Annotated in this window: 20 protein-coding genes; 14 read left to right on the forward strand and 6 right to left on the reverse strand. The window is 39.4% G+C overall.

The features are described from left to right. The first annotated feature begins 35 nt into the window (after window positions 1-35). The 6 genes from A3GM_RS0109525 to A3GM_RS0109550 all read left to right on the forward strand — a co-directional run bounded on the left by A3GM_RS0109525 (window position 36) and on the right by A3GM_RS0109550 (window position 10,590). Window positions 36-1,811: a SusD/RagB family nutrient-binding outer membrane lipoprotein gene (locus A3GM_RS0109525; RefSeq protein WP_018363139.1), complete on the forward strand. Its 1,776-nt coding sequence runs from the start codon at window positions 36-38 to the stop codon at window positions 1,809-1,811. 66 nt (window positions 1,812-1,877) lie between these two features. After that, complete coding sequence (locus A3GM_RS0109530; RefSeq protein WP_018363140.1) at window positions 1,878-2,876, forward strand: hypothetical protein; 999 nt, start codon at window positions 1,878-1,880, stop codon at window positions 2,874-2,876. 50 nt (window positions 2,877-2,926) lie between these two features. Further along, window positions 2,927-5,245 (forward strand): glycoside hydrolase family 3 N-terminal domain-containing protein, encoded by a 2,319-nt coding sequence (locus A3GM_RS0109535; protein WP_018363141.1) that lies wholly within the window; start codon window positions 2,927-2,929, stop codon window positions 5,243-5,245. 827 nt (window positions 5,246-6,072) lie between these two features. Continuing rightward, complete coding sequence (locus tag A3GM_RS0109545) at window positions 6,073-8,556, forward strand: glycoside hydrolase family 95 protein (RefSeq protein ID WP_025830164.1); 2,484 nt, start codon at window positions 6,073-6,075, stop codon at window positions 8,554-8,556. Window positions 8,557-8,969: 413 nt separating this feature from the next. Further along, complete coding sequence (locus tag A3GM_RS11850; protein WP_340139657.1) at window positions 8,970-9,122, forward strand: hypothetical protein; 153 nt, start codon at window positions 8,970-8,972, stop codon at window positions 9,120-9,122. Between the two features lie 64 nt (window positions 9,123-9,186). Continuing rightward, the gene (locus A3GM_RS0109550) at window positions 9,187-10,590 is read left to right on the forward strand and encodes a leucine-rich repeat protein (protein ID WP_018363144.1); all 1,404 of its coding nucleotides are present in this window, start codon (window positions 9,187-9,189) and stop codon (window positions 10,588-10,590) included. Window positions 10,591-11,325: 735 nt separating this feature from the next. Here A3GM_RS0109550 and A3GM_RS0109560 read toward each other — a convergent pair. After that, window positions 11,326-11,652, reverse strand: a complete 327-nt coding sequence (locus A3GM_RS0109560) for a thioredoxin family protein (RefSeq protein ID WP_018363146.1) — start codon at window positions 11,650-11,652, stop codon at window positions 11,326-11,328. Between the two features lie 245 nt (window positions 11,653-11,897). Here A3GM_RS0109560 and A3GM_RS0109565 point away from each other — a divergent pair, with 245 nt between their 5' ends. Together A3GM_RS0109565 and A3GM_RS11650 are read left to right on the forward strand one after the other, a co-directional pair. Then, entirely contained in the window at window positions 11,898-13,181 is a 1,284-nt protein-coding gene (locus tag A3GM_RS0109565; RefSeq protein ID WP_025830165.1) for a glycoside hydrolase 5 family protein, read from the forward strand. Between the two features lie 257 nt (window positions 13,182-13,438). Next, window positions 13,439-13,588: a hypothetical protein gene (locus tag A3GM_RS11650; protein WP_018363148.1), complete on the forward strand. Its 150-nt coding sequence runs from the start codon at window positions 13,439-13,441 to the stop codon at window positions 13,586-13,588. A gap of 130 nt (window positions 13,589-13,718) precedes the next feature. On the opposite strand, the gene A3GM_RS0109575 is transcribed toward A3GM_RS11650, so the two are convergent. Both A3GM_RS0109575 and A3GM_RS0109580 read right to left on the reverse strand, forming a co-directional pair. Further along, complete coding sequence (locus A3GM_RS0109575; RefSeq protein WP_018363149.1) at window positions 13,719-14,621, reverse strand: Abi family protein; 903 nt, start codon at window positions 14,619-14,621, stop codon at window positions 13,719-13,721. Window positions 14,622-15,059: 438 nt separating this feature from the next. After that, a complete protein-coding gene (locus A3GM_RS0109580; protein ID WP_018363150.1) occupies window positions 15,060-16,346 on the reverse strand; it encodes a Gfo/Idh/MocA family protein in 1,287 nt (428 codons plus the stop codon). Window positions 16,347-16,869: 523 nt separating this feature from the next. Here A3GM_RS0109580 and A3GM_RS0109585 point away from each other — a divergent pair. Both A3GM_RS0109585 and A3GM_RS0109590 read left to right on the forward strand, forming a co-directional pair. Beyond that, a complete protein-coding gene (locus tag A3GM_RS0109585; RefSeq protein WP_018363151.1) occupies window positions 16,870-17,712 on the forward strand; it encodes a hypothetical protein in 843 nt (280 codons plus the stop codon). 146 nt (window positions 17,713-17,858) lie between these two features. Beyond that, on the forward strand, window positions 17,859-19,160 hold the full coding sequence (locus A3GM_RS0109590) for an alpha-L-fucosidase (protein WP_018363152.1): 1,302 nt from the start codon (window positions 17,859-17,861) through the stop codon (window positions 19,158-19,160). A gap of 196 nt (window positions 19,161-19,356) precedes the next feature. Here the strand turns inward: A3GM_RS0109590 and A3GM_RS11215 are convergent, their stop codons facing one another. The 3 genes from A3GM_RS11215 to A3GM_RS0109605 form a co-directional block, all read right to left on the reverse strand. After that, the gene (locus A3GM_RS11215) at window positions 19,357-20,208 is read right to left on the reverse strand and encodes a PDDEXK family nuclease (RefSeq protein ID WP_018363153.1); all 852 of its coding nucleotides are present in this window, start codon (window positions 20,206-20,208) and stop codon (window positions 19,357-19,359) included. Between the two features lie 362 nt (window positions 20,209-20,570). Next, window positions 20,571-20,876 carry a hypothetical protein gene (locus A3GM_RS0109600; RefSeq protein ID WP_018363154.1) on the reverse strand — a complete coding sequence of 102 codons (306 nt, stop codon included), beginning with the start codon at window positions 20,874-20,876 and terminating at the stop codon, window positions 20,571-20,573. A gap of 104 nt (window positions 20,877-20,980) precedes the next feature. Then, window positions 20,981-21,847, reverse strand: coding sequence for a helix-turn-helix domain-containing protein (locus A3GM_RS0109605; RefSeq protein ID WP_018363155.1), 867 nt, complete (start codon window positions 21,845-21,847; stop codon window positions 20,981-20,983). Window positions 21,848-22,036: 189 nt separating this feature from the next. On the opposite strand from A3GM_RS0109605, the gene A3GM_RS0109610 reads away from it, so the two are divergent. From A3GM_RS0109610 to A3GM_RS0109625, 4 genes are read left to right on the forward strand one after another with little or no spacing between them, the layout of a single operon-like run. Beyond that, window positions 22,037-23,308 (forward strand): TolC family protein, encoded by a 1,272-nt coding sequence (locus A3GM_RS0109610; protein WP_025830171.1) that lies wholly within the window; start codon window positions 22,037-22,039, stop codon window positions 23,306-23,308. Between the two features lie 13 nt (window positions 23,309-23,321). Next, window positions 23,322-24,254 (forward strand): HlyD family secretion protein, encoded by a 933-nt coding sequence (locus tag A3GM_RS0109615; protein ID WP_018363157.1) that lies wholly within the window; start codon window positions 23,322-23,324, stop codon window positions 24,252-24,254. A 14-nt stretch (window positions 24,255-24,268) separates the two neighbouring features. Further along, window positions 24,269-25,735, forward strand: a complete 1,467-nt coding sequence (locus tag A3GM_RS0109620; RefSeq protein WP_018363158.1) for an ATP-binding cassette domain-containing protein — start codon at window positions 24,269-24,271, stop codon at window positions 25,733-25,735. Window positions 25,736-25,766: 31 nt separating this feature from the next. Beyond that, on the forward strand, window positions 25,767-26,825 hold the full coding sequence (locus A3GM_RS0109625; protein WP_018363159.1) for an ABC transporter permease: 1,059 nt from the start codon (window positions 25,767-25,769) through the stop codon (window positions 26,823-26,825). Window positions 26,826-26,830: the final 5 nt, after the last annotated feature.

The raw sequence follows: 26,830 nt of genomic DNA on the forward strand, positions 1-26,830 counted from the left end.
TTTAGAAGAGTTCTAATATATAATAATGTAAGAAAATGAACAATATAATCAAGAAATATATAGGTAAGAGCAGCCTACTGATGGCTTTCGCCCTGATGACAACTGGCACTGCGATGACTTCTTGCTCAGATGAAACCTTGAGCAACATCAATACCGACAATACTAAGGTGAGCGAGCTCGATCCTAACGCACAGTTGACTACTGCTTTGTTGCAGACTTATGGTGACTTCAGTTTGATGGATACCTACCGTAACTATATCTCAGGTTTTCCACAGTATTTCGCTGGTGGTTGGAACGTAACCAACTATGCAGGTTCCAACTTCCGTGAGGACGACATCGCTCGTCGTGTCTGGGACCGCTACTATGAGGTCAGCATCAAGAACCTTGTGGATGCCATCCACAATTCAGCAGACAAGACAAACTTGAATGCGGCACTTCGTATCCATCGTGTCTATCTCACGGCAGTCTTGGCAGACACCTACGGCGACGTGCCTTGTTTGGAGGCAGGTCTGGGTTACATCTCAGGCATCTCCACCCCTAAGTATGATACCGTAGAGGAACTCTACAGCTGGTTCTTTGAGGAGCTTGACGCTTGCGAGAAGCAACTTGGCACCGGTACCGACCGCATTTCTGGTGATGTCACCAGCATGGGTGGTGATGTAGCCAAGTGGAAGAAGTATGCCAATGCGCTCCGTATGCGCTATGCCATGCGCATTTCAGATGTTAATCCACAGAAGGCAAAGGAAGAGTTTGAGAAGGCTGTTGCTGCCGGTGCTATTGCCAGTGCAGCAGATGATGCTTACATCAGATATGCTGATACTCCTTATACTTATTATGATGGAGCCAACGACTACGATTTCCGCACCAATGCCTTAGGAGAGATTCTCTATGGTCAGGATGCCACATCGCCTACCATGGTATGCTCTACCTTATTCTATCAGTTGCAGAATACCAACGACCCTCGCCTCTATCGCATCTGCCGTCACTACTACAATATCAAACGTAGTCAGGTGAAGCCAGACAAAGAGCAGAACATCGACTTGACCGATGATTTCCTGGCTTACTTCCAGAGCAAGGATCTCGGTGAAGAGCCTTGCAATCCTGGTGCTACCTGGTACACAGACTGGATGAATCCAGCTACGATTGATGACCTTCCCACTTTGAAGAAGTATGCAAAGATAGACGAGAACACTTATGCCAACTCTGATTATATAGCCCGAGCAGGTCGTCCTTGCCTGAACATCGACTTCGAGATGCCTTCTTGTCCTGGCGACTTGATGAGCTATGCCGAGGTGGAGTTCCTCAAGGCTGAGGCTGCAACCAAGGGTTGGAATGTTGGGGGTGATGATGCAGAGAGCCACTACGAGGCTGGTGTTCGTGCCAGCATGGAGTTGCTCAACAACCACTATCTTACATCCAACAAGATTTCCAAGGAAGAGATAGATGCGTTCATTGCCAATAATCCGTTGGGTGACAATCCTAAGGAGACCATCAACACCCAGGCTTGGATTCTCCACATGATGAACCCTTCTGAGGGTTGGGCAAACATGCGCCGCTCTGACTATCCTGCCATCTTGAATCGTGACCTCTTAACCAAGAATGGTTTTACTTACACAGATTCTAACTGGTCAATGCCTGTCCGTTTGCAGTATCCTGAGTTGGAAGGTCAGTACAACAGTGCCAACTACAAGGCTGCCATCGACCGCATGGGTGGTACAGACGACTGGCACAAGCGCCTCTGGTGGGACAAGGCTGATGTAAACCTTCAGCCAGACTTCAAACCGCCATTCGGAAAGGGATACAGCAAGTAGTGTTAAGCGTTTAATGTTAAGTCTTAAATGTTAAGTTTTATAGGACAATAGATAGAATAATTAATTATGAATAAGACAATGAAACAATATAAGGGAAAAGTCTTGAAGGCTATGATGATGCTCTTCGCCATGAGTTTCGCACTGGCTGGTACATCTACCTTGTCTTCTTGCTCTTCTGACGATGATCCATACTTCACTGTCAGCGAAAATGACGATCCACGTATCTTGAACACCGACTTGGCTGATTCCAAGATAGACCGCAAGACAAATTATAAGTTAGAAATCAAGGTGACTCCTGTTCACTACACCACAGTGACATGGTTGCTCGACGGCACTCAGATTGCCGAAGGTACTACCATCGACCAAACTTTGCCTGTAGGTAATCATGAACTGAAGATTGTGGCAACCACCACCAAGGGCAAGACCACATCCCGCACCTTGAACGTTACTGTGACTCCTGCTGCCGATGACCCAGCCTTGGGTACCAATGCCATCGAGCTTTGGGTAGCTCCAGGAAAAACTACAACCATCCACGAGTGCAAGAGCCTGGGTCTCGTTCAGAAAGTTCTCATCGCTGATAAGGAGGTTGCCTTTGAAGTTCTCGATGAGGGTACGACATTGAAAGTTACTGCTCCTTCCGACCTCGCCAATGGCGATTACGACATTACATTGGTAGATGGCAATGGTGTACAGTTTGCTGGCGGAACCATCAAGGTAACCACCGAGGCTCGCCCATCTATGGAAAACACCATCTGGGAAGGTGAGTTTGCCGTGACATGGGGTACACCATTCGATGCATTGAAGGATACCTTCCTCTCGAAGGTGAAGGCTGGCACCATCCTCCGTGTCTATGTGAATGGAAATGGTCAGGGTACTGCTGCCACTGCTTGGTGGAACAACATCCTTACTGGTAAGGGCGACCCAGAACGTGGCGACATCATGGTGGATGGACCCGCTAAATGGGAGTTTGAACTGACCGACTTATCTATCCAACGTTTGACAGAGCAGGATGGTTTCCTCCTCGTGGGTGACGGTTACACCGTAAAGAAAGTAACTATCGAATAAAATATTAGAAAGATTTCCGTTTTATTATAAAACGTCAAACCTTTGAATTTATGAAGAAATTATTATTATCTATTTCAATGTTGGCATTTGCTTATACAACCAGCGCAAATGTTCCAGTTATCAAGAGCGACCCTAAGATAGAGGCTCAAGTAGAACAAACCCTGAAGAAACTCACCTTGGAGGAAAAGATAGGTCAGATGATGGAATTGGTGACCGACCTCTTTGGTGCCAACGACAAGAACGGTGTGTTCTATATCGACGAGCACAAGACCGATTCTATCCTTTCTCGCTATAAGATTGGCTCTATCCTCAACGCTCCTAACACTTGCGCACCAACCGCCAAGCAGTGGGAGAAGTACATCGAGCAAATCCAGAAGATTTCGATGAAGCGCATCGGTATCCCTTGCGTCTTCGGTCTCGATCAGAACCACGGTTCTACTTATACACAAGACGGTACCCTCTTTCCGCAGAACATCAATGTAGCTGCCACCTTCAATCGTGAGATTGCTCGCCATTCGGCTGAGGCTACTGCTTATGAGACTCGTGCGGTGAGTGTGCCTTGGACTTTCAGTCCTACCGTTGATCTCGGTCGTGATGCCCGTTGGCCTCGCATCTGGGAGAACTTTGGCGAGGATTGCTACCTCAGTTCAGAAATGGGCAAGGCGATGGTCTATGGTTTCCAGGGCGAGGACCCAAATAACATCGACCAGTATCACATCGCCACTTCAATGAAGCACTTCATGGGCTATGGCGTGCCTTGGACTGGTAAAGACCGTACACCAGCCTATATCTCTCCTGCCAACTTGCGAGAGAAGCACTTCGCTCCTTTCCTGGCGGGTCTGCAAGCTGGAGCCTTGACCGTGATGGTGAATTCCGCTTCCGTCAACGGTATGCCGATGCACGCCAACAAGGAAATCCTGACAGGATGGCTGAAGGAAGAAACAGGATGGGATGGTGTGCTTATCACCGACTGGGCAGACATCAACAATCTCTATACTCGTGAAATGGTGGCAAAGGACAAGAAGGATGCACTCCGCATCGCCATCAATGCTGGTATCGACATGATAATGGAACCTTATTCTTGCGATGCTTGTGGCTACCTTGTAGAATTGGTGAAGGAAGGCAAGATTCCGATGAGTCGCATCGACGATGCCTGTCGCCGTGTGCTTCGTATGAAGTACCGTCTCGATCTCTTCAAGAACCCAACCCAGAAACTGAAGAATTATCCTAAGTTTGGTGGCGAGGAGTTTGCCAAGCTCGCCTTGGAGGGAGCTACCGAGAGTATGGTGCTCCTAAAGAACGAGGGTAATATCCTTCCTTTGCAGCATGGCAAGAAGATTCTCCTCACGGGTCCTAATGCCAATCAGATGCGCTGTCTGGACGGTGGATGGAGCTATACCTGGCAGGGCCATCGTGCCGATGAGTTTGCCGGCAAGTATAATACCATCTATGAGGCATTCTGCAATGAGTATGGCAAGGAGAATGTTATCTTGAACCAGGGTGTTACCTATAATGAAAAGGGCAAGTATTGGGAGGAGAACGAACCTCAGATTCTGGGGGCAGTGGCTGCAGCGAAGGATGCCGACGTCATTGTGGCTTGTATTGGAGAGAACTCCTATACCGAGACTCCGGGCAACCTGACAGACCTCTGGCTTTCTGAAAACCAGCGCAATCTGGTCAAGGCTTTGGCTCAGACAGGCAAGCCTGTCATCTTGGTACTGAATGAAGGACGTCCACGTCTCATCGCCGACATCGAACCATTGGCACAGGGTATCATCGATATCCTTATCCCTGGCAACATGGGCGGCGATGCCTTGGTAAACTTGGTATCGGGCAAGTCAAACTTCAGTGGCAAGATGCCTTACACCTATCCTAAGGAAATCAATTCGCTCGCTAACTACGACTTCAAGAAGAGTGAGGAGGTGGGTACGATGGAAGGGGCTTACGACTACAATGCAAAGATTACCCAGCAGTGGGGCTTCGGATATGGTTTGAGCTACACCTCTTATCAATATAGCAACCTGAAGGTTTCCAAGTCTGACTTCCGCCATGGAGACATTATCAAGGTGAGCGTGGATGTGAAGAACACGGGCAAGGTGGCAGGCAAGGAGAGCATTCTCCTGTTCAGCAGCGACCTCGTTGCCAGCATGGTGCCAGATGGTCGTCGTCTCCGTGCCTTCGACAAGGTGGAACTTCAGCCAGGTGAGACCAAGACTGTGACCTTCGAATTAAAGGCAGACGACTTGGCTTTTGTAGGTTGGGATGGTAAATGGAGATTGGAGGAAGGCGACTTCAAGTTGATGATTGCCGACCAAACTGCCTCTGTTCATTGTGCAGATACTTATCTGTGGCAGACAGCCAATAGATAAGCATATATAAAGATATAAAGATTGGGATCCATTCCTGCAAGAATATTCTATGTATTCTTGCTAGGAATGGATTTTTGGGAAATCTTTGGTGAATATGAGGTAGAGAAATATATTGCTCATATTGAACTTATCTTGACTTTTGTTTCTTTTTCACTTTCTTCATCAGAATAACAATAAATACTATATAATTCCATGCTTACCAACTTGTCAAAATAACATCAAATCTGTTCAACAGACTTCTGTATGTATTATCAACTTGAATATCATTATGTACCTTAATATCGTTGTGAATATATCCTCTTTATTCAAGCAGCCTGAGGCATTCGGCATATACAGAGTCTCTCTCCGCATTAGGTACTCTGAACAGACCAATAGAGAAATCCTAACAAAAACGTAAGTATCATAGCTACAAGTTGTTATGATACTTTTCTTTTATATACATTCTTCTTCTCAGACTACGTGCAGAGGGGATAAATACTCCCTAAATACTCTACAATGGCTACAATCTGGCTACACTTTTGAGGCAAAATTGTAGCATTTCAAACAAAAGTGCAAAGAAATAACTGCAGTAAAGAACATTTATACATATTCAAGGCTACCACTGTTTTATAGTTAGCCATCAAGCTATTTTTTTGACATTATAAAATTACTAATATACGTTTCAGAAAGTTTTGGATATATTTTGACATCAACAATTCAAAAAAAAGGGGAAAGCACTTACTATACAAAATATTTCAGTATCTTTGTTCTCAACATCATAACACTATTTCCCCATATAGGAATTACAATAATCAAACAATCAATAGAACTCTCATATAAATATGATAATGAACAAAATATTTCATTTAGCAATTATGGCTAGCTTTGCATTATCTGCAAACGCCACTGACATAAAAGAAGGGCTTACCATCTGGTTTGATAGACCTACAACGTTAGCAAACAAAGCTATTTGGTGGGGACATACACCTGAGAAGTGGAAAGGCGGAAACAAACCAATATCAGCAGGTGATACAGCTCAAAACCCAGATGCCGATTGGGAATCTCAATCTCTTCCCCTTGGCAATGGCAGCTTAGGTGCAAACGTTATGGGCTCTATAGAGGCTGAACGCATCACCTTTAACGAAAAAACATTATGGCGTGGTGGTCCCAACACGTCAGCAGGTGCTGAAGCATATTGGAATGTAAACAAGCAGTCTGCACATTATTTAAAAGAAATCCGACAGGCATTTATTGAGGGCGATGAAAAGAAGGCTGCATTGTTAACACGCAAGAACTTTAACAGTACCGTTCCCTATGAATCTTGGAAGGAAAAGCCTTTCCGCTTTGGTAACTTTACAACTATGGGCGAGTTCTATATAGAGACAGGGTTGAGTTCCGTTGGGACGAGCGAGTATAAACGTGCTCTTTCTTTAGATTCAGCATTGGCTGTGGTACAGTTTAAGAAAGATGGAGTAAGATATGAACGTAACTATTTCATCTCCTATCCCAATAATATTATGGTTGTTCGTTTTAAGGCAGACCAACCAGGTAAGCAGAATTTGGTATTCAGTTACGAAGCAAATCCAGTATCGACTGGCAAGATGGAAACAGACGGGAAGAACGGTTTAGTGTTTAAAGCACATCTTGACAACAACCAAATGGAGTATGTAGTCCGTATCAAGGCTCTAAACCAAGGAGGTACTATCAATAATGATAATGGTAAATTGACTATCAATGGTGCCAATGAAGTAGTCTTCTTGATTACCGCTGATACAGATTATAAAGTCAACTTCAATCCAGACTATAAGAACCCAAGAACATACGTCGGTGTTAATCCATCTGAAACCACAGCTGCATGGATGCAAAAAGCAGTGGCACAAGGTTACGATGCTTTGCTTGAAGCACACTACAAAGATTATGCTTCATTGTTCAACCGAGTTTCTTTGATGTTAAATAGTGAACAAAGAACTTCAGACATCCCTACCCCACAGCGTTTGATAAACTATCGTAATGGTAAGGAAGATTTTTATTTAGAAGAGCTATACTACCAATTTGGCCGCTATTTACTGATTGCTAGTTCAAGACCTGGCAATCTACCTGCAAACTTGCAAGGCATCTGGCATAACAATGTAGACGGTCCATGGCGTGTAGACTATCACAATAATATCAACATACAGATGAACTATTGGCCAACAGGATCGACAAACTTGTCTGAATGTGCACTCCCACTGATAGACTTTATCCGTACATTAGTTAAGCCCGGTGAAAAAACAGCTCAAGCTTATTTCGGTGCAAGAGGTTGGACTGCTTCTATCTCTGGTAATATTTTTGGATTTACAGCTCCATTGGAAAGCGAAGATATGTCTTGGAACTTCAACCCGATGGCTGGTCCGTGGCTTGCTACTCACGTGTGGGATTACTACGACTATACACGAGATAAGAAATTCTTAAAAGAAGTAGGCTACGACCTTATCAAGAGTAGTGCCATCTTTGCAGTAGATTATCTATGGAAAAAGCCAGACGGAACTTACACAGCAGCTCCTTCAACTTCACCTGAACATGGCCCAATTGACGAAGGAACAACCTTTGTCCATGCTGTTATTCGTGAAATACTGATGAACGCCATCGATGCGTCAAAGGTCTTGGACGTAGATAAAAAGGAGCGTAAACAATGGGAAGAAGTCTTAAAAAGAATCGCACCTTATAAGGTAGGACGTTATGGACAATTGTTAGAATGGTCGAAAGATATTGATGATCCAAACGATCAGCACCGACATGTCAACCATTTGTTCGGATTGCATCCTGGACATACAATTTCACCAATCACAACTCCTACATTAGCAGAAGCATCAAAGGTTGTTCTTAATCATCGTGGTGACGGAGCTACAGGATGGAGTATGGGATGGAAACTCAACCAATGGGCACGCCTACACGATGGAAATCGTGCATATAAGCTCTATGGAAACCTGCTAAAGAATGGTACACTAGATAATCTTTGGGACACACATCCTCCTTTCCAAATCGATGGTAACTTTGGTGGTACAGCAGGTGTAACCGAAATGCTAATGCAAAGTCACATGGGATTCATCCACTTACTACCAGCACTACCAGATGTATGGAAAGATGGAGAGGTGAAAGGTCTTTGTGCCAAAGGTAACTTTGAACTAGACATTTGCTGGAAGAATGGCATTTTAAAATCTGTTACTATTCTTTCAAAGAATGGAGGAAACTGTGAATTGAGATACAAAGAAGACAAGTTTGTATTGAAGACAATCAAAAATAAGTCCTACACATTGAACTATGTCAACGGAAAGTTTGTACAAGAGAACTAATTATTAAGTGAATTATCTTGTAAAGAAGAAAAAGGAATCTGTTATTGAACAGATTCCTTTTTTGTTTCCTCCAAAATAGAATATTATACGTTGCCTAACAAAAGTGCATAACTTGAGTTCCAATTAAGTTTTGGGGATTGATTTATAATTATTAACAAAAGTATATTTGCACAATAACAACAAAAAAAAGAATTATTCAGTAAATCCTAATCAAACCTGAACTCGGGATAAGGATTTTATAGAGGCTGGCAAAGTTCGCCTTGATAGTGATACCGTCCGTGAAGCAACAAGTGACGAGGTAAAGGAACTTCGTCAGGAAAATACGAGAAACGATAAAACAAAATTCCATTAGCAAAAGTTTTTTTTTTAATAAAAACAACAAGGTATAAAGTTAAATAACTATATTTGTAGTTGTGCACTTTTATTTGACAACGTACAATCTGTACGATGCTGAGTATGGAGACGAAGTATTGGATTATTATGGAATAAGGGAGTGGGTAGAGTCACTTCCCAAACGTAAAATATCTCTTATGATACTTCAAAACTATACAATTATAGGACTCTAAGCGAGTAACTGGGGTAAAAAACTTTACTCTACTTGAAAGATATTTACTATAAAATAGAATCATTATGCGCAAAACTCTAAAATTATTACTCATATTGAGTGCAATTATTATGACAGCCTGCCATAATAATGAACAGGAAATAGATATTAGTTGGACACAAGAAGCAGCAAGAATAGTTCACGGTGGCATCAAGACTAATTTTGAACATAAAACAATCTCTCTTGATTTCTCTGCGGATACTCAAATTGAGTTATCAAGTTCATCTAGTGAAAACTGGATAAAACCGACCGTTATTTTTTCTAATGGCAAAGGGCAATTGAGCATTGAAATCTTGGAAAATAATACTCTTTCATCAAGAGAGGGAAATGTTATTTTCATAGTGCAGGGAACGATTGTTACTATAAAGGTTTTTCAAGATGGTAATCCAAAAGTTAGTACAGATAAAAAAATCTATTATCAAGGAGCTGATGGTGGTAATGTCGAAATTCATGTAAAAGCAAAGGGAAAGTTGTCCGCAGGAATTTCTCCTACTGATTGTAAATGGGCAAAAGTGGTTAAGACTATTCCAAGTGGTGACAATGAATATGCAATAACGGTTGCCATTGATAAAAATGAGGGATTAGGTAGAGTTGCTTCTGTTGATTTTAAAGTCAATGGGAAAACTGCAAATCAGGATTGTGGCCCATGTCTGGTTCAGGAGCCTGCACCTTTTACTAACACAACGACCATAATATGTGAGAAGCCAGGCTGTTTACAAGTGCTCATGGGAAATGATTTAACCAATCTTCGACGTATCAGATCGCTTAAACTAATAGGTAATATTAATGGTCTTGATTTTATCTTGTTGAGAAATTTATTCATGGATACAAATGAAAGCCTATACCAATATCCTGTAGATATAGACCTCTCAGAATGTAATATAGTTGCAGGTAATCAAAATCCATATGAGTATTTCGGTTGGCACTCATCCAAAATATTTGAAGATGTTTTTATGTATGGTGAGATACCATCGGGAGTTTTCACCAATGCTACTAATTTGAAGAGCATTATTCTCCCTAAAAATCTGAAAATAGTTGGCCATTCAGCCTTTGCTGGATGTAAAAGCCTTAAGACAATAGATATCCCTGCTGATGTAGAGGAAATTAATAGTAAAGCATTTTATGGATGTATTAGCCTGCAAGATATCAAACTTACATCCAACGTAAGCCTTACCTCCATTGGAAATCAAGCTTTCACTACAAAATCTACATTGAACGAACTAACAATTCCAGCTACAGTTGTTAATATGGGAGTTGAAGCCTTCTTAGGTTGTTCTGTTTCAAAACTTCACCTTAAATGGTTAGAACCTCTTGAGATTCGCATAGTTCCTAAAGTTGAAGGTTGTACTCTCTACGTGCCTCAAGGCACCGTAGCTATTTATCGTAAAACACGGAATTGGTCTAAATTCTCCAATGTCATAGAGGAGTAAACTATAAGGCAAAGAAACTCATCTGCTTATATGGCCCCCAAATACCTAATCATTGAATAGGAAAATTACTTTTTCTGCAATCCTCTCAAAATAGGCGAACCATGATTCTAAGAAAACAACAAGACACTATGGATTTTACTCTAAGACTATAAAATAAGAAAGAAATGCAAACCAAAAATAGAACTAGCGTACTAAAGATATAAGAACTAAATGAAAATATTTCTAGTAGCACAAAAGAGCATTACTAAAACATGCTCTCAATTCACTACAGCACTTTAATATTACTACATTTTCAACGGCTCTTTAGCCTGTTTTACAACCCAATATATCTCATCAAAGTTAAGTACCCGCTCAATTTTTCCTATAAGACTGATCTTTATAATATGAGGATGCTTCAAATAACGGGAGCGAACGGCATAATCTATATAAAAATATCTGTAGCCATTTCGTTCAACTGATGGGTGCACTGAGTCATACCCGTTACTTTCTGCATACATCTTCGCTATGTTGTTGTAATCTATCATTCTTCCATTTATATTTAGTTATAACACATATCAAACTGTAAACAGAATTACTATGTTAGCATTTCTAATCATCAAACACCCATTTTGTCTATTTATTTACCCTCTCGTGGCTTTGATATTGTTTTTAATACCAACTTTTGATGTTAGAAAAACAAGATGAAATAAGTCTGCATTGTAAACATTACAAATTATATATAAGCACCAAGCAACCTCATAACTCCAAAAACTCTATTAGTTGAACAATCTTTCTTTCCAGTTCTTCTAAATCTATAAAGCGAGAACTGCGATAGACCTCTTTGCCTTCTAATATAAGTAATACGGTTGGACCAGCATATACAAGGAATCGACTTGCTATCAAGGGTTCCTCTGTTATGTCTGTATAAAACGATAATAGCTGAGGATAGTTCTCTACTAATCGTTCTACTTTACCATGCATAACATTGCAGACACCACAATCGGGAGCCTTAATATAAAATAAGCACAGACGGTTCTTACTGATAATCTCTTCTATTTCGGTGATATTTGTCAGATGGTTCATATATTCTTATTTCGTATTATAATTGTACGTTGTCAAACAAAAGTGCGCAACTACAAATATAGTTATTTTATTTCAACTGCCCTTCGTTTTATTTACATTAATTGCATTATAGACATCATTTATAAAAACAATATGATGAAATATCAAACAAAGTAACTATATTTGCAGTTGTGCATTTAAGTTGATATAAAAAGATAACAAACATCACACACTCATTATTTTATTAATAAAGAAAATAAACTGAAATGAATAAAATACAATACCTCATTATGGCACTATTTCTTTTTTGTGCTAGTGCCGTTAAGGCGCAATCTTTCGTTACGGTAGAGAACGGAAAGCTCTATCGTGACGGTAAACCCTACACCTTTATCGGAACAAACTATTGGTATGGAGCCATACTTGGATCGAAAGGAAAGGGCGGAAACAGAAAAAGACTGAACCGTGAACTAGACGAAATGAAACGCCTAGGCATAAACAATCTGCGCATATTGGTGGGTAGTGACGGCGAAGAAGGAATCAAGTGGAAAGCATCTCCCGTGCTACAGCCTTCTCCAGGCGTGTATAACGATACCATATTAGATGGTCTCGACTATCTAATGTTGCAGCTTCAACGCCGTGGAATGGTAGCTGTGCTCTACCTAAACAACTCTTGGGAATGGAGTGGTGGCTATGGTTTTTACCTCGAAAACGCAGGTGGAGGCAAGGCACAACAGCCTAACGAGGTCGGATATTCTGCCTACGTTAAATACGCATCGCAATTTGCTACCAATCAAAAGGCGCAACAACTCTTCTTCAATCACGTCAATTTCATTCTCAAACGCACTAATCGCTATACGGGAAAGCCCTACACGGACGATCCAGCTATTATGTCATGGCAGATTTGTAACGAGCCACGTGCATTCGATAAGGCTGCACTTCCACAGTTCGAAGCATGGTTAGCTAAGACTGCATCCATAATGAAGAGCATTGATAAGCGACACTTAGTGAGCATAGGTTCAGAAGGAGCGTTCGGTTGTGAGGTCGATTATGATTCGTGGCAACGCATCTGTTCCGACCCAAATGTAGACTATTGCAACATACATATTTGGCCTTACAATTGGGGTTGGGCTAAGAAAGACTCGCTAATGCTAAATATGCAACGTGCCAAAGACCTCACAAAAGAGTATTTAGACCGCCATTTGGATATCTGTGCTAAGATCAACAAGCCTCTAGTTATGGAAGAATTTGGTTATCCACGAGATGGCGTTTCTTTCTCTAAACAATCATCAACCACTGCTCGAGACGCCTATTACAGCTATGTATTCTCGCTATTAGCAGACGACTTAGCCAAGGGCGGATACTTACAGGGTTGTAACTTCTGGGGTTGGGGAGGTCATGCGCAACCCAAACACGAACAATGGGTGCCTGGAGACGACTATATGTGCGACCCACCACAAGAGCCACAGGGTCTTTACTCGGTGTTCTCAACAGACAAATCTACCATTAATATCATAAAAGCGGGTATCGCTAATCTGCCAAAACGCAAATAATCAACACGACGAATACTCCCCTATCCTTTTGTTTAAAGGAAATATCAAGACATTTCGACAAAGAGAAAAGTGTAGTAAGAGCACTATCAATAAAACTAATAGCCACGCAAAGTTTGATTTTGCGTGGCTATTTTTCGTTTTGTTCAACAACTTATTTGAATGCCTTTACCACAACCAATGAGTCGTATTACATTCGGTAATTCAAACTTTCTTTCTATGAGTTCCATGAAATGGGGGCAATGACAGAAGTTATATAAATGGTGTTCTCAGTAATTTATACTGCTATTTTAAATTATGATCAAGGTGGGTTAGGATTCGAGAAAGGCAGTAATCCTGACAAGCCAGCTCTAAATCAGCCAACTTCTCTTGCTTCAACAGAAGAAAAGAGAAATAACCATGATGCATAAAGGGTATAAAAAGAGTGGGACTGTACCGACTAAGTGTACAGCCCCATTTTTCACCTTTTATAGTGCTAATAAAGCGACTAAAGTCTCTATCGGCACTTTCTTTGGTGCAAAGATAATGCTAATATCTGAATCAAACAAACATTTCTTTGATATTTTTTATCCCAGTAGCTTCTGCTATTGTTTTTAAGACTTCTTCGTTATCGTTGTACTTATCAAATAATTCTACCAACTCTATCTTCAAATCAGCTTGACGATTCACAGATACAACTCCTGTCATATAGTAGATGACTTTGATTGCACCATAGAGTTTTTGATAGCTTTCACTATCCATTCTTCCCGCTGGACCTCGTCTTATAGAAGTTGGCAACGAAATATCATAAAGAGCTTTACCATGCGCACAATAGTTTCTTATTGTGAGAATAGCAGATAGATAGCTTTTAAAAACTATAAGTTTTCTAACTTTAAACTGCTCACTGATCGTTCTACGAACGGTTTCATCTCTGAGTGCTTTGAAAAGGTGTATAATACCTCCTAAAGTCATGAATTCTAGCGTTTTCCAAGCAGGAGCATACCTATCATTAATGTGATTTCTATGGTGTTGCTGAATTGCAGTAGCACACTTTAACTGATTATTATAGACTTTGTGATCAAACGTTCTAATGTATGCAGGAGTAACAACTACAGGATCAATAAACCATGTAGGAGAAGTTTTATTATTGTTTGATACATAGTAGATTATCAATGTTCTAAGATGAATTTCAATACGATTAAGATACTTAGAGAGAATACTTCTTAGGTTAAAGTCAAAGTAATACAACTTTACTATATGATCAAAGTTTGTCCCCTTTCGTAATTTATGAGTTCGGTTATTTTTACTTGGAAATGTATGTTCAAAAGGGAACCAATAGAAACCTAATCGATAATAACCAACATCGAGTAAAACTTCTCTGGCTTTTTTTTCATCATCAATACGCATTCCACGCTGACGGAGCAGTTTTATTTGTTCTTCTACGTTTATTGCTTGTCTTCCCATACAAAATTCTTTTCTGCAAATATAATAAAAAAATAGTAATTTTACATTATATATATTTGATTATTTATCTCTTTACCCCATTATACACTAATAAAATTTTGTTTGAGCACGTCATCATTTTCGGATCTCAGAAGACTACTATCCTCTTGTAATTTTCTCTTTTTTCAACACAAAGATAAGATAAGAACACATCAAAGTTTATTTAATAGTATCTTGTGAAAATAAAGTAAACTACTACAAATACATCTACATTTTGTCAATATTTTTTCATTTTATTTTACAATGGCTTTTATATCCTCACCTCTCCTCCTTCAATTCCCCAAAGATATCGATTATTAAAAAATTGATTACAACCGACTATAAATACAACCTCAATCAAAAAAGAGTCTATCTTATTAAATATTTTTCATTCCAACAAATAACAATATTTACTCCCCCTCACCCCACCTTCGAAGCACCACGAAGGAAATCGGGAATGAGGACAGGTGCAGAGCCATTCTCAATAGATAGCTTTGAGAGTTCAGCAATGCAACACCATTCAGCCAAGTCGTACACATCCATATCCAAAGGCAAGCCTTGTTGCAAGCATTGAGCCAAGCGCAAGTCCATAAAGTACGACATTCCGCCACGTGAGTCGAGTTGTTTAGCTATCTTCATTGTTTCTTGAGAGAAGGCTGGAGCATAGCGATTGAGTAACGTTTCTATTTGTGAAGCAGTCAAAGGCGCATTACAATCGTCGAGTTCAAGTCCCACTTTAGCGGCAGACTCGGGACTTAAGAGCACTTCAGGAATAGGATATTTGGCTACATATCCTTGCGTTCCAACCGCCTGAAACATACGATTATAAGGTCGTGGAGTCATTACATTATGCTGAATAAGAATCGTTTTGCCCTTCACCGTGCGTATCATTGTAGACGTTTGATCGCCATTCGCAAAACTATTGCAAGTCTCTCCCATCACCTCTTGATATATCTGTTGGCCTAAAAAAGCATCGGTCTGCATGGCAGTGAGATAGTGCATGCGGTCGGTTCGGTGTATATCAAGCAACCTACAAGCAGGTCCTATGCTGTGTGTGGGATAAACATCACCACAATTACGACTTGTATATTCCATTCGCCAAGGCGTCCAACGATTGCCAAGAGGGTGCGCATAACCACCCTCCACATGCACCAGTTCGCCCAATAAGCCTTCTCGAACCATCTCAAGAACAGCCATTTCAAAATGATCGTACACAGCATTCTCGAGCATCATGCAGTGTTTTTGCGTGCGTTCTGCCGTATCTACCAACTCCCAAATATCCTTTAAAGTGAGAGCAGCAGGCACTTCCACCGCCACACACTTACCTTGTTCCATCGCATAAACCGCTATTGGCACATGCGAAAGCCAGTCGGTGCATATATAAACAAGGTCTATTGCCTGCTCTTTGCATAAGTCGAGGTAGCCATTTTCGCCCCAAAACACAGCAGGACGAGGCCTTCCTAATTGCTCAACATGCTGTGCAACCTCATCAGTCACTTGCTTTGAAGCATCGCAAACCGCAACAATTTCGACATCAGGAATATGACACCAGCGTGTAACAGCCATCTGTCCACGTGCTCCCACACCCACAAAAGCCACTTTTAATTGAGGCATTGGGGCAAGAGTTAACGATAAAACATCACGCTGACCAGCCAAACGAGCTGGGATAAATGTTTCTAACGGGCGTGTTGCAGGCATCATTTCCATTGTAATTGTGTTTTTTATTCTACTGCAAATATACCTAAAAAAGTGAGAAAGAGGAAAGATGAAAGGCGAAAAAGCTAATTTAAATATTTGCTTTATAAGTTGCATAAAACCAAATAGTTACCAAACACGCAACTAAAAGGCGTGCTATTGGCTTTTAAAAGGACAACTATTACACATCAAAAGGACTGCTATTAGACCTCAATTAGAATGTAATTAGCACACAAGAAAATAGCATCTAAACGAATACCAAAATCTTTTTCATACCCATTGCGCAAAATATTAGCTTCTACTTATCATTTAAAAAAGACTTACGAATAGAAATATACATCAAGCTTCACTTTTCAATTTGTCTGTATAAAGATAAGGAATATCAAGGTAAAACATACTACATACAATAAGCTTTCAGATACCATATTTAGAAGAAATAGAAAATTTACAAAACATATAGATTATATATTTATTATTTATTTATTGGCTTCAAAAGCTATTTTGAGTAATTTTGCGTAAACTAAAAACAGAAACTATGCTTAAAGAAATTAGAGATGAAGTCTATGAAGTTATTATAACAACAATGGAGCAAATTCGTAATCAAGATAATCTATCATTTATTTTATTTATTGGTCGTGGTGATATAATAGAAGGTCTCAAAGCTCAACGTGGAACAAATTGCGTTGTAGACTATGAAATTGATAAATACTACGATGAGACTCGTAAAGGTTTTTATCTTCGTTACTTAAATAGAAATTATTATCAAGAAGGCTTTCACTATGAGGGTACAAGTGGAATTGATGATCTTTCGATAGAAATGATGATCTATTCCCACCTCTGGGAGTCTGTATATTTCCTCAAATCGTTGTATCGTTTGACTAATATTCTTACAGGTAAAGGATACAAATGGAATGTAACAATTCCCGAATATAAAAGACACAACTTCATTGTTGACGAAATAATAAACCCCTTAAAGCAAAAAGATTCAAAACTTGGAGCTATTATTGAGAAAGGTTATTGTTCTATCATTCGTAATGCTTTTGCTCATGCGTTATACGATGTGGATACAAATTCTAAAGAAATACAAACAAGGACACGCCAAAACACTAAAATATATACGTTTGAAGAATTCCAAAAGAAATTTCTATACTCCATTTTTTTAATGGATTTACTAAAAAAGTCATCAGAAGAATATCATTATGACGAATGCCTAAAGAATGGAGCTGTAACTGATGTATTCAAAAGTCCCGAAGGAGTAGATATCCAAGTATTCGGATATATCACTGGAGATAGCGAAAAAATATATTCTGAATTTGAAATTAAACTACATAAAAATATATCTAAATCACAAACATCTCCCACCATTATACACCAATAAATCTGTTTGACACATCACAAAGAGTACCTTCACTCTCTTCTTCTATACTCTCAATACAATCTAATCCACATTTTAAAGAAATTCGATATCTATATGCTGAACTTTCATTATATTTGTATGCAGATATCTAAACAATCAATTCTGACATGAAAAAAACTTTACTAATCGTTGCAACCCTGCTGATGAATTATGTCGGCATGGCACAAACATCTTATCAACCATCGGCAGAAAATCTTAAAGCACGTGAACAATTTCAAGACCAAAAGTTTGGAGTTTTCTTGCACTGGGGGCTCTATTCTATGATGGGTGTAACCGAATGGATTATGACCAACAGAGACATTCACTATCAAGAATATCCTAAATTGGCCAAAACTTTCTACCCTTCGGAGTTCGATGCCGATGCTTGGATAAGCGCAATTAAAGCTGCTGGAGCTAAGTATATCACCATTACCACACGTCATCACGATGGTTTCTCGCTCTTTAAAACAGCAACAAGTAGCTACAACTCAGTTGATGGCACTCCATTTAAGCGAGATATCATCAAGGAATTGGCAGAAGCTTGCAAGCGACACGGCATTAAGTTGCATCTCTACTACTCACATTTGGATTGGGGAAGAGAAGATTATCCAGTAGGAAGAACGGGCCGTGGCACTGGAAGACCAAAAGAAAAGGCTAATTGGCCAAGTTACTTTAATTTTATGAACACACAATTAACCGAGCTACTCACCAACTATGGCGAGGTAGGAGCTATTTGGTTCGATGGTTGGTGGGATCATGATAACGACGCAAAGCCTTTCGATTGGCAGTTAGAAGAGCAGTATGGCATCATTCATAAGCTACAACCACAATGCCTCATCGGCAACAATCACCACACAACTCCTTTCCCTGGAGAGGATATTCAGATATTTGAACGTGACCTACCAGGTGAGAATAAGGCGGGATTATCGGGACAAGACATCAGTCGTTTGCCTTTAGAATCGTGCCAAACCATCAACGAGCACTGGGGATATTCAATCACAGACAGCAACTATAAATCAGGAAAAGAGTTGATTCAGATGCTTGTTCGGGCTGCAGGAAAGAACGCAAACCTACTTCTTAACATTGGTCCTGAACCCGGAGGAGCGCTTCCTTCATTGGCACTCGACCGCTTAAAGACTATCGGTGAGTGGTTGAATAAATATGGAGAGACCATCTATGGCACTCGTGGTGGTATCGTTGGTCCTCACGATTGGGGTGTTAGTACACAGCGAGGAAACAAACTTTATATTCATATTATGAACTGCATGGACTCTAGTTTGTTCATTCCAACAGGCAACCACAAGGTTAAATCTGCCGTTGTTTATGGCACTAACAAACGAATTAACTTCACTAAGACAGGCAAGGGCATCACCCTTAACCTCGATACTGTGCCCACCGACATTGATTATATCGTTGAACTAAGTCTGTAATGCAGATTTTCAAAGGCATTATTCATAACAAATCCGCAGCAACCAAAGTGTTGCTGCGGATTATACTTTTTTTATGGCGAATTTATCTTTATCACTTATAAAGATAAAAGAATAGACAAATAAGGCTATTTTCTACCAAGTAGCTGTCACAGAGATCGAGATCTCAAAAAAAGATAAGAGTACTGCATACAAAGATTTACATCTTAAAATTCTCAATATATGATACTTCTAGTTCTTCTGCAAGCAATCTTTCTTGAGAAGACAATTCTCTTGCGATAAGTAAGATAACTTTAATTTCTGTTTTTCTACATTCAATCCTTTTAAAAGCCTCCATAACAGCTTGATATTTTACACACTGAAAAATACCACGAATTATGTCTAGTTCAGGAGAACTACTGGGTTTTACTTCTATCGCAACATGAGTTCCGTCTCCAAGTTCAAAAAATACATCAAGTCTATCCCCTGAAGGTAACGTGTATTCTGTTTCTGTAAGAACTATATTTTGTAATTTAAGTTTCTCAGGATGGTGACATATATATTCCTTTAAAGTCTTATGTTCTATCCCTTCACCACCATAACCACATTGCATATTTTTGATAGCATCTAATTGTTTTTGTGGTAAAAGTATAGCATTTTTCAACCCTAACTCGTGCAAGACCTCATCCCATTTAGAATAGTTGTATGCACTATCATTTATACCTGCAATAAATATCTTTTTCTCAATATCTGAAAGATTTCCATAATTAGGGTATACAAATTCGAAACCATGAGAGGGAATATCTGTTTTGGAGCTTTTAACCAGGGCATTAGGTGTTGGAACATCTTTATAACCTTTTATTTTTCTGACTTCTCGTAACACCAATTCAACATTCCCAAGTATACTTCCTATGCCAGAATAACGTGTATAACCCAAAGCAGAAATCAAGTCTCCATAAGTCTTATTAGTAGCTCGACGCTTAGCCCAACCTACAAGAATTGGAATAGTTTTTCTTACTAACTCCTGTGAGCGAGGAGTACCTACGACTGAATTAATAATATCTTTTTTCATTATTATATAGTTTTTTTATAATTGTTTTCACTGCATATGCATATTTTCTATCTTGTTATTACCTCAAAGCATTACAAAACAACCTTGCCGATATACTAGTAGTTTAGACATTCTATTTGTTATAGTGTTGGAGATAAATTAAAGAAATGAAATTGTTTACCGTAGTTTCATATACGAGTAGACATATTAATTATTCTTCTATAGATTTATGCACAATCCATAATTTTATGACTATTACAAATATACTTTATTTCTCATATTAAACCAAACATATCCATTAAAAATAAAAAAAATAGCCTCATTTTATCTATAAATGCCTCTTTAGCTTTTACTTTAGTTGTTTTTTGCTTATCATTCCTCCTCTATTCCATTTCCTTCTGCGGTCTATTCATCGAAGGATTAGATTCTAAAAAGACTACAGATATAGTGTCAGAGACCTGCAAACCTGAGGTTTCTGACGCAAAACCGATATAATCTTGATTTTGATAAGAGAACTTATAGCGAAGAACTGGATACGAAGTCTTTCCCGTTATTCGCTCTTCTATAACCGCTTTCGTGTTCATTGTATTTCCAAATCTCAATAAAATATCGGTTATAAACGAACGATATACTACATAAGATAGTCCTCCAAGGATAATAATTCCTGCAATATATTTCTTTATTTTCATATTTATATGCCTCGAATAGCTGTCATTTTTATAAGAAATTCCATTATACTCCTTGCCTTAGTACAATATCCTCCACACCTAAAAATGCATTAAGAGAACTACAATCACTTGCGTGTACTCTCTTGATAAGCACGAGGAGTTATGCCCGTTTCACGCTTAAAGAACTTAGAAAAGGCTGATGCACTAGGGAAATTCATACGATCTGCAATCTCATAAGCCATCATATCGTTGCTTTTCAATAACAGCTTTGCCGCCTGAATAGTGGCTCTATTGATCCAAAACATCACACTTTGTCCGCTGGCTTTCTTTATAACTGCAGAGAGATGGTGAGGTGTAAGGTGAAGTAAATTAGCATAAAATGGAATGGAACGTTCTTGCAAACAATGCTGATGCACTAAGCGTTTGAATTGCAAGAACACATTTTGTGTACGCATAGAGCCCTCTATATTTACACTATCTTCTTCCTCTTTCTTTATCTCTTGAATATTAGCAATGATCGCTTTAAAGAGATTTTGGACTGTTCTTTTGCGATAAGGACTAAGCTGAATGACGTCCCATATAAGATAAAACATACGTAGTAGTCTGTCGAACTCAACTGGTGAGGCTTGGAACACCACCTCTTCAGGTATGTCTATACTATCTCGAAGCACAATAGCAGTTAGACGAGTGTCGGGAGAAATCTCGTTCACTTCAAGAATAGTATCACCTCCTACCAAGATAACACTACCCTTTTTAAGATGATAATCCTTTAAATTAATACAAACACTTCCATGCCCTTCTACCACAAAAACAATGCGAGGCTCTGTAAATTGATACACTTCATCTTTGTGAAAGAAAGGACTTCGTTGAATATCACCATTCAAAATAACAACAGCATCATCACTTGCAAAAGAATGATTCTGCACTTTTAAGAGGCTTTCTAAATCGATATCATTCAATGAAAACTGGTTTACTTGCTTCGCCTTATCCATAAAATTTCCCTTTTGTATGATTTTATTGCAAATATATTATTATTTAATCATATAAAAGAAAGATCTTAAGAAGAATCGTATAAAAAGGAAATTTATTCGGTGTATTGATTAATCAAGACAAAAGAACGGCATACTATATTTGCAACATCAAAACATTTGTTCCATTTAGAATAAAGAAATGTAAGCTATATGAAAAAGAAAATAATATCTTTTGCCCTCATAATGATGGCAACTGCCATACAAGCACAAACGCTTGAAGAATGCCAATTGGCTGCAGAAAAGAACTATCCCATGATTAAACAATATGATTTAATAAGCCAAACAACACAACTAACGGTTAGAAATATTCAGAAAGGTTGGTTGCCACAGATTGCTATTGCAGCGCAAGCCACCTACCAAAGCGATGTAACATCGTGGCCTGAGAGCATGAAAGGAACATTTCAGCAACTCGGAATTAATATGAAAGGCTTGTCGAAAGACCAATATAAGGTAGGAATAGACCTGCAACAAACCATTTATGATGGTGGAACGATAAGCAGTCTGCGTTCTGTTGCACGCCAAGAAGAAAAGGTTCAGAAGGCACAAGTGGAGACAAACCTATATCAAGTGCGAAAACGTGTTAATGAAATGTACTTCTCTCTTTTGCTTCTTAACGAGCAAATCAAGCTCAACGACGATGTTAAAGCTTTGTTGTTGTCGAGCGAAAAGAAACTTGCGAATATGCTAAAAGGCGGTACTATTGCAACAAGTGATTTCGAAAATATAAGAGCTGAGCGACTAAGCGTTGAACAACAGAACGAGAGTTTGAAGTCGCAACAGCAAATGTTACAGCACTTATTAAGCACATTTTGCGGTATAAAGGTGAGCAATGTTCAAAAACCAGCTCCCTTTGAAACAACCATTTCAACGAATAAACGACCTGAAATGCTACTATTTGATTATCAACTCCAATTATCTAGCATAAAAGAAAAGGCATTAAACAGTCAAGTACGACCCAAACTAGGCATCTTTGCTCAAGGTTTTTATGGTTATCCAGGATTGAATATGTTTGAAGATATGATGAATAGAAAGTGGAGTCTTAACGGAATGGTGGGTGTGAAGCTCTCTTGGAACATAGGTGCTCTCTACTCATTAAAGAATGATAAGGCCAAGTTAAGACTGCAACGAGAAATGACGGAGAATGCTCGTGAGATATTTCTCTTTAATAATCAACTCGAAGAAATACAGCAAAACGAAAATATCAAACGATATCATACAATGAAACAAACAGACGATGAGATCATAATGTTGCGCACAAATATTCGCAAAGCCGCTGAATCTAAGCTCTCACATGGTATCATTGACGTCAATAATCTACTTCGAGAAATCAACAATGAGAATGCTGCTAAGATTCAACAAACGATACATGACATCGAAATGCTTAAAGAAATGTACAACCTCAAATATACAAATAACGAATAAATAACAGACGGATATGAAAAAGATATATTTATTAACTGCCCTTGCTTTTGTGATAACATCATGCAGCAACAATCAAAAAGAATATGATGCAACAGGTACTTTCGAAGCTACTGAGGTGACTGTGGCTGCCAAATCATCTGGAGAACTAAAGCGTTTCACCCTAAATGAAGGTGAGAACTTAAAAGCAAACCAAGTAGTTGGCAATATTGATGCTTACGAACTTCAACAGAAACAAGATGAGCTTACAGCGGTATTACAGCAATTAGATGCCACTGCTTCATCAACAAGTAGTCGCCAATTAAATCTAAAAGAGCAATTAGCATCGCTCTCTCAGCAAATAACTCATGAGCAACAAGAGCAAAAAAGATTCGCAGAATTGGTTAAAGATGGCGCAGTTCCACGTAAACAACTTGATGATATCAACAATCAAATTCAGGTATTACAAAGACAATACGAAGCCACTCGCAATCAAATACAAAGCAATAACAGCTCACTCGAAAAGCAAATTAGTGCTATTCAGGCACAAAAGCAAGGCGTGATGGCACAAAAACGTCAAATAGAAGAGAAAATTAACAACACTCAAGTGTTCTCTCCGCTACAAGGAACGGTACTAGAAAAGTATGTAGAGCAAGGCGAATTCGTGTCTATTGGCAAGCCACTCTTTAAAGTTGCAGATACAAACAAGATGTTTATGCGAGCTTATATCACCTCTGAACAGCTCAAAAGCATTAAAGTTGGACAAAAAGCAACTGTCTTTGCAGACTATGGAAACGGACAAAAGAAACAATATAATGGTGTTATTACATGGATATCTAACCGCTCTGAATTCACACCAAAGACTATTCTTACCGATGATGAGCGTGCAGATTTAGTGTATGCCATCAAGATTCAGTTCGCAAATGACGGCTATGCTAAAATCGGAATGTATGGAGAAGTAAAGTTCTAATCACGTAGAAAGAGATGAATGCAATTGAAGTAAACAACATATCTAAGCGCTATGGCAAGGTACAAGCATTGAACAACGTTAGCTTTTCTGTAAAGAAAGGCGAAGTGTTTGGGCTCATTGGACCTGATGGAGCAGGCAAAACATCGATGTACCGCATACTTTGTTCGTTGCTTCTTCCAGACAATGGGACTGCAATTGTTGATAAATTCGACGTGGTTCAGCAAATGAAAGAGATCAGAAAGCGAATCGGTTACATGCCAGGTAAGTTCTCACTTTATCAAGATTTGACAATAGAAGAGAACCTAAAGTTCTTTGCAACGCTCTTTAATACAACGGTAGAAGAGAACTATGACTCAATAAAAGCCATCTATTCTCAAATCGAAAAGTTCAAAAATAGGAAAGCAGGTGCACTCTCAGGAGGCATGAAACAGAAGCTAGCTTTATGCTGTTCGCTAATTCATCAGCCCAGTATTCTCTTCTTAGATGAGCCTACTACGGGGGTAGACCCAGTGAGTCGCAAAGAGTTTTGGGAAATACTTGCACAACTGAAAGAGCGGGATATAACCATAGTTGCATCTACTCCTTACCTTGATGAAGTGAGACGTTGCGAACGAGTTGCCTTTCTTTCTGAAGGAACCATAAAGGGAATAGGAACCCCTAACGAGATTCTTACAGAATTTAAAGAAATCTTTAACCCACCAAGCATCGTGCGTGAAGAAGCACATAAGATAGAGAAAGAGGCTGAGAATGTAATTGAAGTAGAACATCTTGTTAAGGCCTTTGGTTCTTTTCACGCTGTAGACGATATCTCTTTTACGGTAAAGAAAGGCGAAATATTTGGTTTCTTAGGTGCCAACGGAGCAGGAAAAACCACAGCAATGCATATACTTACAGGCCTAAATCAGCCTACAAGCGGAACAGGAAGAGTGGTAGGTTTCGACATTCGCACTGAATATGAGCAGATAAAAAAGCACATTGGCTATATGAGTCAGAAGTTCTCGCTATACGAAGACCTTACGGTTGCAGAGAATATCAGTCTATTTGCAGGCATATATGGTATGCAAGACGATGAGATAAGCCATAAAACCGATGAATTATTGCAACGCTTAAATTTCTCAGAACATCGCAACACGCTGGTTTCAGGTCTACCTTTAGGGTGGAAACAGAAATTGGCTTTCTCTGTAAGTATCTTCCATAATCCTGGCATTGTGTTCTTAGATGAGCCCACAGGAGGCGTAGATCCCGCCACACGTCGTCAGTTTTGGGAACTCATTTATGATGCTGCTAAGTGTGGAATAACCATCTTTGTAACCACACACTATATGGACGAAGCTGAATATTGCGACAGAATATCTATTATGGTAGACGGCAAAATAAAGGCATTGGGTACACCCGAAGAACTGAAAGAAAAACTTAATCAACCCGATATGGATCACGTTTTCACGCATCTTGCACGCCAAGCTACACGCAGTTCAGACTAAAACACATTTTCAACTCAAATGTTCAATATACATGAAGCAATTCTTTTCATTTATTATCAAAGAGACTAAGCACATTGTTCGTGATAAACGTACAATGCTAATGCTATTCGGAATGCCGATAGTTATGATGCTTCTATTTGGCTTTGCCGTCACTAACGATGTTAAAAATATACGAGTTGTTATCGTTACGAGCAACTCTGACTATGCAACTCAACAGGTTGTCAATCGCTTAGCCGCATCAGAATACTTCAAAATAACAAAGGTTGTCGACACACCTGCAGAGGCTGAGCAAGTTATTCGTGCACAAAAAGCAGATATAGCAGTGGTGTTTGCTCAAGACTTTGCAAGCCGAAAGTCTGGCTATCAGCTTATGATTGATGCCACAGACCCTAACATGGCGCAGCAATGGACAACCTATGCCAATGCCGTAATCAATAATTATGAAAATGATATAGTAAATACAAAGTTGCTATATAATCCACAAATGAAATCTGCCTACAACTTTGTTCCTGCCATTATGGGCACGTTGTTGATGCTGGTTTGCGCCATGATGACGTCTATTTCAATTGTGCGAGAAAAAGAGAAAGGCACAATGGAGGTGCTTCTTGTATCTCCCATACGTCCTTTAATGATTGTCGTTGCCAAAGTAATTCCATACTTAGTACTTGCTTTTGTTATCCTAATTGTAATACTTCTTATGGCAACATTTGTATTAAACGTGCCCATACAAGGCTCTTTGTTTTGGATTTTCTTTGTATCAACAATATATATCCTCTTAGCTTTGTCGCTCGGTTTACTCGTTTCTACCATTGCAAAGACCCAATTAATGGCACTACTCATATCGGCAATGGTATTAATGACGCCCATCATAATGCTTTCTGGAATGATGTTTCCCATTGAATCGATGCCCAAAATATTGCAATATGTGTCGGCAGTTGTACCAACTCGCTACTATATTAGCGCCATGCGTAAGCTGATGATTATGGGAGTTGGAATAGAACAAATATACTATGAAGTGATAGTGCTTATAGGAATGTTCGCAACATTGCTAATTCTTTCACTCGCTAAGTTTAACAAACGATTAGAATAAAAGCC

Origin of the sequence: Hoylesella nanceiensis DSM 19126 = JCM 15639 (assembly GCF_000379965.1) — a bacterium.
Lineage (GTDB): Bacteria > Bacteroidota > Bacteroidia > Bacteroidales > Bacteroidaceae > Prevotella > Prevotella nanceiensis.

Coding starts and splice junctions, on each gene's coding strand:
- A3GM_RS0109615 (WP_018363157.1), top strand. CDS start 23,322: ATGAAAAAGATATATTTATTAACTGCCCTTGCTTTTGTGATAACATCA.
- A3GM_RS0109530 (WP_018363140.1), top strand. CDS start 1,878: ATGAATAAGACAATGAAACAATATAAGGGAAAAGTCTTGAAGGCTATG.
- A3GM_RS0109550 (WP_018363144.1), top strand. CDS start 9,187: ATGCGCAAAACTCTAAAATTATTACTCATATTGAGTGCAATTATTATG.
- A3GM_RS11650 (WP_018363148.1), top strand. CDS start 13,439: ATGGTGTTCTCAGTAATTTATACTGCTATTTTAAATTATGATCAAGGT.
- A3GM_RS11215 (WP_018363153.1), bottom strand. CDS start 20,208: ATGAAAAAAGATATTATTAATTCAGTCGTAGGTACTCCTCGCTCACAG.
- A3GM_RS0109580 (WP_018363150.1), bottom strand. CDS start 16,346: ATGGAAATGATGCCTGCAACACGCCCGTTAGAAACATTTATCCCAGCT.
- A3GM_RS0109610 (WP_025830171.1), top strand. CDS start 22,037: ATGAAAAAGAAAATAATATCTTTTGCCCTCATAATGATGGCAACTGCC.
- A3GM_RS0109620 (WP_018363158.1), top strand. CDS start 24,269: ATGAATGCAATTGAAGTAAACAACATATCTAAGCGCTATGGCAAGGTA.
- A3GM_RS0109575 (WP_018363149.1), bottom strand. CDS start 14,621: ATGGGAAGACAAGCAATAAACGTAGAAGAACAAATAAAACTGCTCCGT.
- A3GM_RS0109565 (WP_025830165.1), top strand. CDS start 11,898: ATGAATAAAATACAATACCTCATTATGGCACTATTTCTTTTTTGTGCT.
- A3GM_RS0109545 (WP_025830164.1), top strand. CDS start 6,073: ATGAACAAAATATTTCATTTAGCAATTATGGCTAGCTTTGCATTATCT.
- A3GM_RS0109590 (WP_018363152.1), top strand. CDS start 17,859: ATGAAAAAAACTTTACTAATCGTTGCAACCCTGCTGATGAATTATGTC.
- A3GM_RS0109560 (WP_018363146.1), bottom strand. CDS start 11,652: ATGAACCATCTGACAAATATCACCGAAATAGAAGAGATTATCAGTAAG.
- A3GM_RS0109535 (WP_018363141.1), top strand. CDS start 2,927: ATGAAGAAATTATTATTATCTATTTCAATGTTGGCATTTGCTTATACA.
- A3GM_RS0109585 (WP_018363151.1), top strand. CDS start 16,870: ATGCTTAAAGAAATTAGAGATGAAGTCTATGAAGTTATTATAACAACA.
- A3GM_RS0109605 (WP_018363155.1), bottom strand. CDS start 21,847: ATGGATAAGGCGAAGCAAGTAAACCAGTTTTCATTGAATGATATCGAT.
- A3GM_RS0109600 (WP_018363154.1), bottom strand. CDS start 20,876: ATGAAAATAAAGAAATATATTGCAGGAATTATTATCCTTGGAGGACTA.
- A3GM_RS0109625 (WP_018363159.1), top strand. CDS start 25,767: ATGAAGCAATTCTTTTCATTTATTATCAAAGAGACTAAGCACATTGTT.
- A3GM_RS0109525 (WP_018363139.1), top strand. CDS start 36: ATGAACAATATAATCAAGAAATATATAGGTAAGAGCAGCCTACTGATG.